The sequence below is a fragment of the Candidatus Pelagibacter sp. HIMB1509 genome (genome assembly GCF_052047855.1).
GTDB lineage: Bacteria > Pseudomonadota > Alphaproteobacteria > Pelagibacterales > Pelagibacteraceae > Pelagibacter.
Genome location: NZ_JBNAIU010000001.1, coordinates 21333 through 35809 on the forward strand (window position 1 = coordinate 21333; position 14477 = coordinate 35809).

Annotated in this window: 9 protein-coding genes, 2 tRNA genes and 2 rRNA genes; 1 reads left to right on the forward strand and 12 read right to left on the reverse strand. The window is 30.8% G+C overall.

The features are described from left to right. Window positions 1–14: 14 nt before the first annotated feature. From ACTTBO_RS00085 to ACTTBO_RS00125, 9 genes are all read right to left on the reverse strand, one after another. A complete protein-coding gene (locus tag ACTTBO_RS00085; protein WP_440655591.1) occupies window positions 15–1307 on the reverse strand; it encodes a nucleotide sugar dehydrogenase in 1293 nt (430 codons plus the stop codon). A 14-nt stretch (window positions 1308–1321) separates the two neighbouring features. Next, complete coding sequence (locus tag ACTTBO_RS00090) at window positions 1322–2353, reverse strand: hypothetical protein (RefSeq protein WP_440655592.1); 1032 nt, start codon at window positions 2351–2353, stop codon at window positions 1322–1324. Between the two features lie 14 nt (window positions 2354–2367). Then, the gene (locus ACTTBO_RS00095) at window positions 2368–2982 is read right to left on the reverse strand and encodes a VTC domain-containing protein (RefSeq protein ID WP_440655594.1); all 615 of its coding nucleotides are present in this window, start codon (window positions 2980–2982) and stop codon (window positions 2368–2370) included. Window positions 2983–2988: 6 nt separating this feature from the next. After that, window positions 2989–5202, reverse strand: coding sequence for a hypothetical protein (locus ACTTBO_RS00100; RefSeq protein ID WP_440655595.1), 2214 nt, complete (start codon window positions 5200–5202; stop codon window positions 2989–2991). Further along, a complete protein-coding gene (locus ACTTBO_RS00105) occupies window positions 5189–5818 on the reverse strand; it encodes a hypothetical protein (RefSeq protein WP_440655596.1) in 630 nt (209 codons plus the stop codon). The genes ACTTBO_RS00100 and ACTTBO_RS00105 overlap by 14 nt, the downstream gene beginning before the upstream one ends. A 40-nt stretch (window positions 5819–5858) precedes the next feature. Next, window positions 5859–8611, reverse strand: a 23S ribosomal RNA gene (locus tag ACTTBO_RS00110). 131 nt (window positions 8612–8742) lie between these two features. After that, a tRNA-Ala gene (locus ACTTBO_RS00115) sits at window positions 8743–8818 on the reverse strand. Window positions 8819–8831: 13 nt separating this feature from the next. Next, window positions 8832–8908: transfer RNA gene (locus ACTTBO_RS00120), tRNA-Ile, on the reverse strand. A gap of 98 nt (window positions 8909–9006) precedes the next feature. Then, window positions 9007–10481 (reverse strand): 16S ribosomal RNA (locus ACTTBO_RS00125). The 16S and 23S rRNA genes sit together here with 2 tRNA genes alongside, the layout of an rRNA operon. Before the next feature lie 337 nt (window positions 10482–10818). Between ACTTBO_RS00125 and ACTTBO_RS00130 the strand changes: the two genes are divergently transcribed. Further along, window positions 10819–12111 carry a peptidoglycan DD-metalloendopeptidase family protein gene (locus ACTTBO_RS00130; protein ID WP_440655597.1) on the forward strand — a complete coding sequence of 431 codons (1293 nt, stop codon included), beginning with the start codon at window positions 10819–10821 and terminating at the stop codon, window positions 12109–12111. Here ACTTBO_RS00130 and ACTTBO_RS00135 read toward each other — a convergent pair. Genes ACTTBO_RS00135 through prfA form a run of 3 tightly spaced genes read right to left on the reverse strand, consistent with a single transcriptional unit; the run spans window position 12108 to window position 14476 of the window. Further along, complete coding sequence (locus ACTTBO_RS00135) at window positions 12108–12548, reverse strand: DUF4167 domain-containing protein (RefSeq protein WP_440655598.1); 441 nt, start codon at window positions 12546–12548, stop codon at window positions 12108–12110. The two genes, ACTTBO_RS00130 and ACTTBO_RS00135, sit on opposite strands and share 4 nt — an antisense overlap. A gap of 11 nt (window positions 12549–12559) precedes the next feature. After that, complete coding sequence (prmC, locus tag ACTTBO_RS00140) at window positions 12560–13402, reverse strand: peptide chain release factor N(5)-glutamine methyltransferase (RefSeq protein ID WP_440655599.1); 843 nt, start codon at window positions 13400–13402, stop codon at window positions 12560–12562. After that, a complete protein-coding gene (gene prfA, locus ACTTBO_RS00145) occupies window positions 13403–14476 on the reverse strand; it encodes a peptide chain release factor 1 (protein WP_440647153.1) in 1074 nt (357 codons plus the stop codon). Window position 14477 lies beyond the last annotated feature (1 nt).

Here is a 14477-nt window from a genome sequence, read left to right on the forward strand (position 1 = left end):
CTTTAATTTTGTAATTATGCTCTAATTACTTTATCTCCAACTTTAAACTTTCCTCTACAGTCAATTATAGTATTTGAATATTGATATATTTTTTTATAATTAAACTTATCATGATCAGTCATTAATAATGTAATATGATATTTTTTTAAATTTTTTATAGTTAGATTAATACTTTTTTTTTTATAATTTATACTATTTATATTTGTTTTTGAAATATGAGGATCAGAATAATCAACATATCTAAAATTTAAATTTAAGAGTTTTTTAATTAATTTAATAGATGAAGACTCTCTGATATCATCTAGATTTTTCTTGTAAGACATACCTAGAATTAAAATTTTAATTTTTTTTGAAGGAATTTTTATTTTTTTTTGCAGTTTATTAATTTTCTTAACTACAAAATTTAAAACTTTAAAATTTGTTTCTTTTGAAAGTTTTATAAATTCTGCATTATAATTTAATTGCTTAGATTTCCAATATAAATACATAGGATCAATAGGTATGCAATGCCCACCTATGCCTGGCCCTGGATGAAAAGTTCTAAAGCCGAATGGCTTTGTTGAGGAAACTTTAATTATTTCAAAAATATCTAATTGCATTTTATCAGCAATCATTTTCATCTCATTTATAAATCCAATATTTACGGATCTATAAACATTTTCAAGAAGTTTTGAAAACTCAGCAACTTCTAAGCTTTCAGATTTCACAACTGAATTGAAAATTGATCTGTAAATTTCACTTACTATTTTTAAACATTTGTCAGAGTATCCACTTACTACTTTTGGAACTAAATGAATTTTATCTTCATTTAAACCTGGATCTATTCTTTCTGAAGAAAATCCAACAAATAATTCTTTGCCTATATGAAATTTTGACTTCAACTTATTTCCAATTAATTCTCTAGTAGTACCTGGATAACTTGTACTTTCGAGTATTATTGTTTGGTTTTTTTTTATAAAAGGAAATATTTGTTTTAAACAGCTTTTTACATAATGCAGGTCAGGTAATTGATTTTTTGTAAGAGGAGTAGGAACAGTAATAATTATTACATCACATTTACTAATAAGCCCAAAGTTTGATGTAAAACTTGAACTCTTTGACAAGATTTTAATATCAGATTTACTTATTCTTTCTATATAGCTTCTTTGATTGCATAAAGATTTTATTTTTTTTTTATCAATATCGAAACCAATTATTTTAAATTTTTTTTTTGCAAACAGTATACTTAATGGCAAACCTACATAGCCTAATCCTATAACACCTATTACTAATTTTCTATTTTTTATTTTTTTTATTATTTCTCTCATTAAATTGGTTAAGTTTAATTTAATTTTTTATTAATATTTTTTTTAAAGCTTTCTAACTTTTTTTTTTCATTTGAACACAAAATATATAGTTCGTTTTGCTTATTTAGTCCGATTTTATTTGTTAAATCCAACGTATATATTTTTCTTTTTATTAAATTATTAAAAAATTGAGGTGTAAAACCAAATGAATGCTGATTATTTAAAGATTTTGACACGTCATGACAATGGATAATTATATAGTCACTAATTTTTAAAACTTTTTCTAAAACTTTCTTCGGTTGATCACAATGGTCTAAACTGTGGAATATACCTATTAAATCAAATTTTTTTTTTTTGTTAAAAAAATTTATATCAAATAAATTTAAATCAAAAATTTCTTGGGCATAAGCTTTACTATTAACTGACTTAAAATTATCATTAATTCCCCAATTAAGATATGATTGATCATAAAACAAAATTTTATTTTTTATTTTATGCATATTCGAATATTTTTTCTTTAATTTATTTACTTTTAATAAGTAAGACCTTGATTTAATAATTGATTGCTTTTTTTTCTTTTTCGATGAACCTGCTAATTGTCTTGAAGCTAAATATTGAATAATATTTTTATTTAAATCTTTATAATTTTTTTTTTTATTTTTTATATCCTTATTGAAAAAATTTAAAAATAATCCCATAAATGGACTGTTATATTCAGCATAATGATTAATTTTAATATTTTGATTTAAAAGTGAAAACAATTTACCATGATCTGGTAAGATTTTTTTATTTACAAAATTTATTAAATTTTGCCAATTATTGTGATGTTGTCCATAAATATTACTATATATTTTTCTAGATATCTCCTCTTTAAACCATGGATTATTAAAAATTAAATTACAATTTTTACATTCATAAGTCTTGATAGATTTAAATTTATTTATTGATAAATTTAAATCAGAAATTATTGCTTTTACATAAAAATTTTTAGTAGAGTTATTTATCTTAATTTTTTGAATATTTTTTGAATTACAAAACCTACATTTATTAGTCTTTATTAAACTCATCAATTATTTATACATTAAATTTTTAAAGAAGAAATGTATTTTGAATATCGTGTTGATAAAAAATTTATTTTATTCCATGAGCCAAAGAAATTTTGGTCTGAGCTTTTAAACTCAACTATATAATTATTTTCAATCTTATTTAATCTTATATTGTGTTTATTATCTAATTTAAAAAACTTTATATTAAAATCAAATGTCACTCTATCTGTTTTTGTACCGAAATACTTTCTACTATAAAAAACTAATGAGACTGGTTTTATAATATTATATTGATCATCATTTAATGTTAAAAATTTTTGACCGAACATTACTGATTGTTTAGTTTTAAAATTTGATGAAAAAGTAGTTATTTTTTTTTCTAAAATAAATTTTTCATCAAAAAAATTATTTAAAGTTGTAGGAAAATTATTATAACCAATATTAAGATATTTTCTTAATCTAATTTTTTTTCTTGGTCTAGTGCCTTCTTCCGCATCATTTAAGGATTCTAAAGTATTATTATCATAATAAATGCTTAGGATATTTCTATCTTTATATAAACTAGAATAGGAGTTTTTATTTAAATATTGAAAAAAATAATTTGTATTTTTGAGTAAAAATTTTTTTTCGACTCTTGATTTATTGGTCATGATTTTTTAACCATTACAATTAATTCTTTCTTTATTGTACAAATTACCTTTTCCAAACTCTTGCTTTTTTCTATATTCTGCAAAACATTCTTTGGTATCGACGATATCTATTTTTTTTTCGATTGTGACAATAGACTCATCTTTAACAGCTAATCCTAATGAAGAATTTTTAATTAAAGAGTAATTAATATTTAATTTTGTCTTTTCTCCTGAAGATATAGCCTTGTCAAAACATTTAATTAAATGAGCATTACTAAAAAAATAATCACCAAATGACAAATCTAAACAATCATTTCCTGCATTATTTATTTTTATATTATTTAATTTAATTTTCGAAAAATCTATATCAAGTCCGTCGTGCTTACTATCGTATATTTGAACAGTATCTATTAATCCATTGCTAGAAACTAAATTCACCCCATCTTCAAGTTTACAATTTTTAACCTTAAGATTTATACTATCAATTTCTGAATTATAAAAATTTAAACATCCTCTTAAGTTTGTTAATTGATTTTTAAAAATTTGATTTGGTTTGTACTCATATTTATAATTAATTGAGTAATCCCGAATTTTAGAATCAATAAAAAGAATTCTAGAATTTTTATCTATTGAATAAATATCAATTATTTTTTTTTTTTTATTAATATCTATTTTGGAAAAATTTCCAATTTTGTATATTTTTAAATTTTCATCTTGAAATACTTTTTGTAAATTTGAACTTTCTAAAGAAATTAATTGAAAATAAGTATTTTTTTTTATCCATTTACCTTCAAGTAATTTTTTTAAATCATTTTTGTTTAGTTTTTGTTTTTGACACAAGTTTATTTTTTCACATATTTCAAACTCTTTATCTTTTTTATAATTTGTAAAAACAAATTTTTTTTTTATTTCATTGTTAATTTTTCTTACTTCGTAAAATTCAAAAATAAAATTTTTGTTTAAAGTAATATCTGAATTTTTCTTTTTAAAATCAGAAAAGTTAGAGTCTAATATTTTTCTTTTAATAAAAAAATAATGTTCATTAATGTAATTTTTACTAATACCCCTTTTTTTTATCTGACTTAAAAAAATTTGATCATTTAAGTTAATTATTTTTTCTTTTATTCGTTTTAAAGGTATTTTTTGACATTTATTTTTTATTTTAGTTTTATTTTTATCTTGTTTAATTGATATTGCATTAAAATTAGTATCATAAATTATAGGTTCAATACTTTGATAAATTGGATTAAAATAAAAAATTCTGTTACTTAAAATACTTAAATGATCTAATTTTAAAATTTCATTTAAACAATTAAGTTGATTAAATTTATCGACATTACTTTGACTCAAAAGATCATAGTTTGGAAAAATATGATACCTCGATTTATAATTATCCTTATGATCAATTATATTTTGAAAAAAAACCTTGTTTAGTTTTTGGATCCCTAATAAAGTATCAAATAAATTTTCTTCAGTTCTCAATGACCAACTTGAATTCTTTACTTTAGGAAGTGAAAATCTTACATCATATGGTATAATTTTTTTTAAATCAGTTTCATTATAAACATATTTCAATTTTAAAAACTCATTTGCTTCAATAATTGGACCTTCGGTCATATTATTTTTTTCTAAAAACTCTTTATTAATTTCTTCTTGCATAATCATGTCAAGATTACCAAGTTTGCTAAACTTAACATTAACTAATCGTGTGTCAGGTGCTAAAAATCCTAATTTCTTTAAAAAAAAATTAATAAAAATTTCATTATTTCCATTTCTTGACGGGGGATAAAATAATTTAAAACGTGTGTTGTTATAAATTGAGATATCATCAATTTTCAAGGCAAAAGATGCTCTGTAAGAATCTTTATTAATATGATCATCAAAATCACCAGTTAATCTAATTCTTCCTTTACCATTACACTTAATACCTTTTTTATAAAAATAACTAATTTCAGTTTTTTGCCATTTTTTAAATTTTTGTAATATTGGTTTTAAATGTAATTTGGTTTTTTTTTTTTTATTATAAAGTTTAAAAATTATATCACTTTCAACTAAAGCTTTATTTATGTTTCTTAACCACTTGTAGTCTTCAATTTTGATTGATAGATAATCCTTTTCTAATTTTAAATTATGTTTAACACAATTCATATTAGATAAACGCTCAGTATCAGCTAATGCTTTATTAAAGTTTTGATTTATTAGAATTATAAAAATTAAAATTAAAAACTTAATCACTATCATTAAAAAAATTATAGCTTAAAGGTTCTTTGCTAATAATTTTTTGCAAACTATTTTTATCTACAATTTTAACCCTATAAGTATAATGTATTATTCCATTATCAGATTGATTTTTGCTTGTAAAAATTAAATTTTTGTCATCTTCGAGATCTTTTACCTGGTTTAAAAAAACTGCTTCTATTATTTTGCTATTTTGATCATCAAATAAATTTTTTTTATAACGATTGAGAAATTTTATTAATAAATTTCCAAATAAAATTAGTAAATAAATGCATGTTATAAAAATAATCCCAAATTTTATATTTACATTAAATACTATTCCGGTGGTAATTAGAAAGAAGTAAACTGATAATTCGAGAGGACTTCTTACTGGATTACGAAATCTTACTATCGATAAGGCACCAACCATTCCTAATGACAAAGCTAAATTGCCAGCAATCACTTTAGTGATAGCTGCAGTGATTGGAGGTAATAATAAAAAAGTGAAGAAATGATTATAATTAACAACAAATTTTAATTTATTAAAAAAGAATATTCCAAATGTTATTAAACCTGCAAAAGCACTTAATAACAATATCAAAACAAATCTTAGTATTTCATATTCAAGTTCTTGAAACATGTTAATTCAAATTAAATTATAAAAAATTTTTTTCAGTGCATAAATCAAGCCAATTGAGCTATTAGTACTGGTCAGCTGCACGCATTACTGCGCTTCCACATCCAGCCTATCAACGTGGTGGTCTACCACGGCTCTATAGGAAGAACTAGTTTTGAGGTGAGTTTCCCGCTTAGATGCTTTCAGCAGTTATCTCGTCCATACTTAGCTACCCGGCACTGCAGCTGGCGCTACAACCGGTCCACCAGTGGTATGTTCAACCCGGTCCTCTCGTACTAGGGTCAACTCCTCTCAATTCTTCTACACGCATAGCAGATAGGGACCGAACTGTCTCACGACGTTCTGAACCCAGCTCACGTACCACTTTAATTGGCGAACAGCCAAACCCTTGGGACCTGCTCCAGCCCCAGGATGTGATGAGCCGACATCGAGGTGCCAAACACTGCCGTCGATATGAGCTCTTGGGCAGTATCAGCCTGTTATCCCCGGCGTACCTTTTATCCGTTGAGCGATGGCCCTTCCACTCAGAACCACCGGATCACTATGACCGACTTTCGTCTCTGTTCGACTTGTCAGTCTCACAGTCAGGCAGGCTTATGCCATTGCACTCTACGAACGATTTCTGACCGTTCTGAGCCTACCTTCGCACGCCTCCGTTACTATTTGGGAGGCGACCGCCCCAGTCAAACTACCCACCATACAATGTCTTGACGCCGGATAACGGCAGTCAGTTAGATATCAAGAAAAACAAAAGAGGTATTTCACTGTTGACTCCACAATAACTGACGCCATTGCTTCAATGTCTCCCTCCTATACTAAATATGTTTTTCCTAATACCAATGTAAAGTTGCAGTAAAGGTGCACGGGGTCTTTCCGTCTAACTACGCGAACTCCGCATCTTCACGGAGAATTCAATTTCACTGAGTTGATGTTGGAGACAGCGGAGAAATCGTTACGCCATTCATGCAGGTCGGAACTTACCCGACAAGGAATTTCGCTACCTTAGGACCGTTATAGTTACGGCCGCCGTTTACTGGGGCTTCAGAAGTTAGCTTGCACCAACCGCATTAACCTTCCAGCACCGGGCAGGCGTCAGACCCTATACATCCACTTACGTGTTAGCAGAGCCCTGTGTTTTTGATAAACAGTCGCTTCTCCCTGGCTTGTGCCACCCATCTCTAGTTGCCTAAAAACAGGTCTTCCTTATCCCGAAGTTACGGAAGCATTTTGCCGAGTTCCTTCAACATCATTCTCTCAAGCGCCTAAATATACTCTATTAATCCACCTGTGTCGGTTTAGGGTACGGTCTAATGATGGAGCTATTTCTTGGAACCTTTTCGCGGCAAACTCAATCCATTAAGAGCTCACAACTTACAAGATCCGTCACTACCATCTGGTTAAGGAATATTAACCTTATTTCCATCGACTACGGCTTTCGCCCTCGCCTTAGGTGCCGACTAACTCTGCGCGGATTAACCTTGCGCAGAAACCCTTGGATTTTCGGCGAAGAAGTTTTTCACTTCTTTTATCGTTACTTATGTCAGCATTCGCACTTCTGATACCTCCAGGATCCCTCGCGGGTATCCCTTCACAGGCTTACAGAACGTTCCGCTACCAGTTGTAATTTTCGAAAAAATTACAAATCCACAGATTCGGTATATGATTTTAGCCCCGTTACATCTTCGGCGCAGAAACTCTATTAGACCGGTGAGCTGTTACGCTATCTTTAAAGGATGGCTGCTTCTAAGCCAACCTCCCGGCTGTTAAGGAATTTCCACATCCTTTCACACTTAATCATAATTTGGGGACCTTATCTGGTGGTCTGGGCTCTTTCCCTCTCGACCATGGACCTTAGCACCCACAGTCTGTCTGCTGAAGAACAACATTTAGCATTCGGAGTTTTATTAGGTTTGGTAAGAATCTCTTCCCCCTAGCCCATTTAGTGCTCTACCTCTAAATGTCTATTTATTCAACGCACTACCTAAATAGTTTTCGCGGAAAACCAGCTATCTACGAATTTGGTTGGCCTTTCACCCCTTACCACAAGTCATCCAAAGACTTTTCAACGTCAACTGGTTCGGTCCTCCGGTTGGTGTTACCCAACTTTCAACCTGCTCATGGTAAGCTCATTCGTTTTCGGGTCTAATTCATAAAACTAATCGCCCTATTAAGACTTGCTTTCGCTGCGCCTACACCTAGATGGCTTAAGCTTGCTTTATAAATTAAGTCACTGACCCATTATACAAAAGGTACGCCGTCACTCTAAAAAGAGCTTCGACTGATTGTAGGCATGCGGTTTCAGGTTCTATTTCACTCCCCTAATAGGGGTTCTTTTCACCTTTCCCTCACGGTACTAGTTCACTATCGGTCACTGAAGAGTATTTAGGCTTAGAGGGTGGTCCCCCTATGTTCGAGCAGGATTTCACGTGTCCCGCTTTACTCAAGAATTTTGTTAAACATTACTCATACGGGACTATCACCCTCTATGGTTAGCATTTCCAAACTATTCAAATTTTTTTAACAAAACTACTGGCCTAGTCCGCGTTCGCTCGCCACTACTAACGGAATCTCAATTGATTTCTTTTCCTCTGGTTACTTAGATGTTTCAGTTCTCCAGGTTGTCTCTTTAAACCTATGTATTCAGTTTAAAGTACCACATAAAGTGGTGGGTTTCCCCATTCGGAAATTTTCGGATCAAAACTTACATACAGCTCCCCGAAACTTATCGCAGTATATCACGTCCTTCATCGGCTTTCAGTGCCAAGGCATCCACTACACGCCCTTAAACGCTTGATTTATGCACAGAAAAAAATTCTGTGTTGAATCAAATTTTTATTTTGAACATTAGCTAATAACATTACTAATGTTCGGATATAGATATTGATATTAATTATTAATTTTTTACGATTTTTTATAACTAAGTGTTTTGGTGGAGGATAGCGGGATCGAACCGCTGACCTCCTGAATGCAAATCAGGCGCTCTCCCAGCTGAGCTAATCCCCCCATGATCTTAAATTGGTGGGCCGAGAAAGACTCGAACTTTCGACCCCACCCTTATCAAGGGTGTGCTCTAACCAACTGAGCTACCGGCCCCTATGCAAAGAGAAACACTACTTTAAGAAGAGAAATGAGGACGGTCAACATTACCTGTATATTATTTAGAATGAAATTTTACTTTCATTCATCCTTAGAAAGGAGGTAATCCAGCCGCAGGTTCCCCTACGGCTACCTTGTTACGACTTCACCCCAGTCGCTGACTATACCGTGGTCAAGGGTTTTAAACCTTGCCTTAAGGTAGAACCAACTCCCATGGTGTGACGGGCGGTGTGTACAAGACCCGGGAACGCATTCACCGTGGCACGCTGATCCACGATTACTAGTAATTCCAGCTTCATGCACTCGAGTTGCAGAGTGCAATCCGAACTGAGGTATCTTTTAAGGATTTGCTTGACCTCGCAGTCTTGCTTCCTGTTGTAGATACCATTGTAGCACGTGTGTAGCCCAACACGTAAGGGCCATGAGGACTTGACGTCATCCCCACCTTCCTCCAGCTTATCACTGGCAGTTCTTTCAGAGTGCCCAACTTAATGATGGCAACTAAAAGTGAGGGTTGCGCTCGTTGCGGGACTTAACCCAACATCTCACGACACGAGCTGACGACAGCCATGCAGCACCTGTGTTTCGTCCGGCCGAACCGAAAACTCTAATCTCTTAGAGTCGCGACGAACATGTCAAGTGTTGGTAAGGTTCTGCGCGTATCTTCGAATTAAACCACATGCTCCACTACTTGTGCGGGTCCCCGTCAATTCATTTGAGTTTTAACCTTGCGGTCGTACTCCCCAGGCGGTGTGTTTATCGCTTTCGCTGCGACACTGAAAATAAATTTCCAACGTCTAACACACATCGTTTACGGCATGGACTACGAGGGTATCTAATCCTCTTCGCTACCCATGCTTTCGTTCCTCAGTGTCAGTAATGATCCAGAAAGCTGCCTTCGCAATTGGTATTCTTTCTAATATCTACGAATTTCACCTCTACACTAGAAATTCTGCTTTCCTCTATCATACTCTAGCTGAAAAGTTTTAATGGCAGTTCCAGAGTTAAGCTCTGGGATTTCACCACTAACTTTTTCAACCACCTACGAACTCTTTAAGCCCAGTAATTCCGAACTACGCTAGGTCCCTTCGTATTACCGCGGCTGCTGGCACGAAGTTAGCCGGACCTTCTTATTCGGGTACAGTCATTTTCTTCCCCGACGAAAGAGCTTTACAACCCAAGGGCCTTCTTCACTCACGCGGCATCGCTGCATCAGAGTTTCCTCCATTGTGCAAGATTCCCCACTGCTGCCTCCCGTAGGAGTTTGGGCCGTGTCTCAGTCCCAATGTGGCTGATCATCCTCTCAAATCAGCTATTGATCACAGTCTTGGTAGGCCATTACCCCACCAACAAACTAATCAAGTGCAGGCTCATCCAATGGTGCATAAAGCTTTCTCCGTAAAGACTTATCCGGTATTAGCACAAGTTTCCTCGTGTTATTCCAGGCCAAAGGGTAGATACCTACATGTTACTCACCCGTCTGCCACTAAGTATTGCTACTTCGTTCGACTTGCATGTGTTAGGCGTGCCGCCAGCGTACGTTCTGAGCCATGATCAAACTCTCAAGTTTAAAAACGGCGCACACTAGCTTCCATATAAATTCTAAGAATAAAATTTATATGTGATTGAAGTGTGTACGACAAATTTTTGGTAACCTTAACCGTCCACACTTCTCTTCTTAAATTTTAACTTTTAAAATAGCTAATTGAGCAAAAAAGGCTCAATAATCCTCACTAATTTATTGTATTAACAATAATTTTATTGAGAAAGTTCAGTGCTTATAGGCTAAAAATAATGGAAATCAAGCATTTAAGAATAAATTTTTAAATAAAAACACCACATTTTAAGCGCTTTTTTTTGATTTTTACCACTCCCTAAACTAATAATTGTATTCGCTTAAATATAAAATGTTAAAAATTCTATTAATTAAGATTAAAAAAAACTTTGAAATTTTTGGCTTAGTTTTATTGATTCTACTTACTGCTATCTCTACTAATTATTTTAATTCAACAAAAAAAGAAAATTTTGAAATTCATAATAATTATATTGATAATGTCTACTTTAAAAAAACACTTACAAATATAGTTGAAAACCTTGAGCCAAAATACAAAAAAATAAAACATCAAATAAAATCTGGTGAAACATTTGATAAAATTTTAGAGGATTATCTAATTCAAAATAAAGAAATATTAAAAATAAAAAATGCTCTAAAAAAAAAAGTTAACCTTAATAAATTGAATACTAAACAAATTATTGAGTTCAGCTTAGATAAAACTAATAATCAAATCAATGAATTTATTTTTCAAATATCAAATAAAGAAAAAATATTTTTAGTAAGAGATAATTCTAACAATACTTTTAATGATGAAATTATATCTATTAAATTGAATAAAAGGATAGTCTATGAAGAAAACTTAATTTTGCAAAGTCTATATAAAGCTGCAACAGATGAGAAAATACCAGCAAATATAATAATTGAATTTGCTGGGATATATGGATTTCAAGTAGACTTTCAAAGAGATATAAGAAAACAAGATAAGTTTCAAATAATGTATGAAATTTTTCTTAATGAAAAAAATGAAATTATTGAAACAGGAGAAATACTTTTTGCTAATTTAAAATTGAGTGGTCAAGATAATGGGCTTTACTATTTTGATAAAGAAGGAAGTGAAGGGCATTATGATAAAAATGGTAAGAGTGTTAAAAAAGCTTTAATGAAAACACCAATTAATGGAGCAAGACTTTCATCTGCATTTGGTATGAGAAAACATCCTATTGATGGATATAACAAAATGCATAGAGGTACTGACTTTGCAGCACCAACAGGAACACCTATAATGGCATCGGGTGATGGTGTTGTAAAAAAAGCTGGATGGTGCGGTGGAGGTGGAAACTGTGTAAAAATAAGACATAACTCAACTTATGAGACAGTATATGCTCACATGTCAAAATTTGCTCGTGGTATTAAAGCAGGTGTAAGGGTGAGACAAGGTCAAACAATAGGTTATGTTGGTTCCACAGGAAAGTCTACTGGACCCCATTTGCATTACGAAGTAATTGTAAATGGAAAAAAAGTTAATTCTCAAAAACTTAAACTTCCTTCAGGTAAAATATTAAAGGGTAAAGAAAGAAAACTGTTTGAAACAAATAAAATTAAACTAGATGTTCTTAAATCAGAAAAAATTATAGGTTTAAATTAATTAACCTCTGATGCTGTTTCAGTTTCGGCATCTAAGTTAGAATTATCTTCTAAATTTTTTTCAAAAACATCAACATCTTTTGAAACCTCATTTGTTTCTTTTCCATTTTCATCAGATTTTTCAGCTAAATTTCTCTCTCTTTTGAAACTTTCTCTCTCATTGAGTATTCTTGTAAAGTGATCAGCGTGCTGAAGGTAATTTTCAGAGAGAATTTTATCGCCATTTGATAGAGCTTCTCTAGCTAGATCATTGTACTTTTCGATCAATTTTGATGCATTATGATTGTTTCTACCTGGAGACTTTCTTTTAAAATTATCGCCATTGGAAAAATTTGTACTAAATTTCTGCCTGTCACCATTAGATTTAAAATTTCTATCGTTTCTTCTAAAATTATTTCTTCTACTGTTGTTATTGCTATTATTCCTAAATGTTACCATGATTTAAAAAATTATATTTTTGTGCAGATTATGCATCGATCATTATCAGCAATATCTTTTAGAGCACTATTTATATAAAAACCCTCTTTATTTAATAATTTAATTACTTTATTTTTTTGATCAAAACCAATCTCTAAAATAAATTTACCATTTTTTTTAATCAGCTCAGACGATTTTTTAATAACTTTTCTGATTTCTGATAAACCATCTAATCCACCGTCTAGTGCTATTTTTGGTTCAAAATTAGCAACTCCTTTATCCAAATATTTTATAATATGTTTTTTAATATAAGGAGGATTAGAAACAATCAAATCATATTTGCCCAAACTAAATTTGTCAACATTAGATTTAAATAATTTAAGTCTAGTATGGACTTTTAAACTAGTTGCATTCAAATTAGCTATTTTTAAACAATTTTTACTTATATCTATTCCTGTTCCATAAAAATCTTTTCTCTCTTTTAATATAGACAAAAGTATACATCCAGATCCTATGCCAACATCTAAAATACTAAGTTTACTTTTATTTTTTGTTAAATTTAAAATATTTTCAACAATTAGCTCTGTATCAGGACGAGGTATTAAGGTATCTTCTGTTACAAAAAATTCTGAATTCCAAAAAAACTTTTTATTAGTTAAATGCGAAACAGGCTTACCTTTAGACCTTTCATTAACTAGTTTTTGAAACAAATTTAAATTTATTTCTTCTACTTTTTCTTGAGAATTAATTATTAAGTATTTTTTATCTTTATTAATCGCTTTTGACATTAAAATTTCTGAATCCAAATAAGGATTTAAAGAAAATTTATCTTTTAAAATTTTAGCACCTTGAGTTATTGCTGATTGAATATTCATTTATTTTAAATTACTTAAACTTTCTTCTTGTGCTTGCAATGTAAGTGACTCTATCATTTCATCAAAAGCTTCACCTTCAAGAAATTCCTCTAATTTATGCAAAGTTAAATTTATTCTGTGATCTGTAACTCTACCCTGTGGAAAATTATAAGTTCTAATTCTTTCTGATCTATCTCCAGTACCAATTTTAGTTTTTCTGTCTTGTGATCTTTCTTGATCAATTCTTGATCTTTCAAGTTCGTATAATCTTGCTCTTAAAATTTTCATTCCTTTTGCTTTATTTTTGTGCTGTGATTTTTCATCTTGCTGCGAAACTGACAAACCTGTTGGAATATGAGTTATTCTAACAGCACTATCTGTTGTGTTAACTGATTGTCCGCCTGGACCACCTGCTCGAAAAACGTCAATTCTTAAGTCAGAATCGTTTATTTTTAAATCTACTTCTTCAGCTTCAGGTAAAACAGCAACTGTGGCTGCGGATGTATGCACTCTTCCTTGTGTTTCGGTATCTGGAACTCTTTGAACTCTATGTACACCACTCTCATATTTTAATGTTGAATATATATTGGTACCTTTAATCGATGCAATTACCTCTTTTAAACCTCCCGCATCACTTCTAGAAATAGAAATAAGTTCTAATGACCATTTTTTTTTATGACTTACTTTTTCATACATTTTGAAAAGGTCTGAAGCAAATAAACTTGCCTCTAGTCCGCCTGTTCCAGCTCTTATTTCTATTATTGCATTTTTTTTATCTGCTTCATCTTTTGGTAGTAGAAATAATTTTAATTTTTTTTCATTGATTTCATGTTGAGATTTCAAATCAACAAGTTCTAACTCAGCCATATTTTTTAATTCTTTATCTGATGAGTTATCCTCTAATATTTTCTCTAATTCTTGTTTTTCATTTTCGAACGATAAATATTTTTTAGCATTTAAAATTATTTCATTAACATCCGAATATTCTTTTGACTTTTCAGCAAACACTTTGTTATCTAAACTTCCTGATGATAGGTCTTTTTCAAGTGTAGAATGTTTTGTAATTAATTCTTCAATAGTCTTTGTTGGTATCATT

Excerpts from the sequence above, each read along its gene's own strand:
- ACTTBO_RS00095 (WP_440655594.1), bottom strand. The coding sequence starts at position 2,982 with ATGACCAATAAATCAAGAGTCGAAAAAAAATTTTTACTCAAAAATACA.
- ACTTBO_RS00135 (WP_440655598.1), bottom strand. The coding sequence starts at position 12,548 with ATGGTAACATTTAGGAATAATAGCAATAACAACAGTAGAAGAAATAAT.
- ACTTBO_RS00130 (WP_440655597.1), top strand. The coding sequence starts at position 10,819 with ATGTTAAAAATTCTATTAATTAAGATTAAAAAAAACTTTGAAATTTTT.
- ACTTBO_RS00105 (WP_440655596.1), bottom strand. The coding sequence starts at position 5,818 with ATGTTTCAAGAACTTGAATATGAAATACTAAGATTTGTTTTGATATTG.
- prfA (WP_440647153.1), bottom strand. The coding sequence starts at position 14,476 with ATGATACCAACAAAGACTATTGAAGAATTAATTACAAAACATTCTACA.
- ACTTBO_RS00085 (WP_440655591.1), bottom strand. The coding sequence starts at position 1,307 with ATGAGAGAAATAATAAAAAAAATAAAAAATAGAAAATTAGTAATAGGT.
- ACTTBO_RS00100 (WP_440655595.1), bottom strand. The coding sequence starts at position 5,202 with ATGATAGTGATTAAGTTTTTAATTTTAATTTTTATAATTCTAATAAAT.
- ACTTBO_RS00090 (WP_440655592.1), bottom strand. The coding sequence starts at position 2,353 with ATGAGTTTAATAAAGACTAATAAATGTAGGTTTTGTAATTCAAAAAAT.
- prmC (WP_440655599.1), bottom strand. The coding sequence starts at position 13,402 with ATGAATATTCAATCAGCAATAACTCAAGGTGCTAAAATTTTAAAAGAT.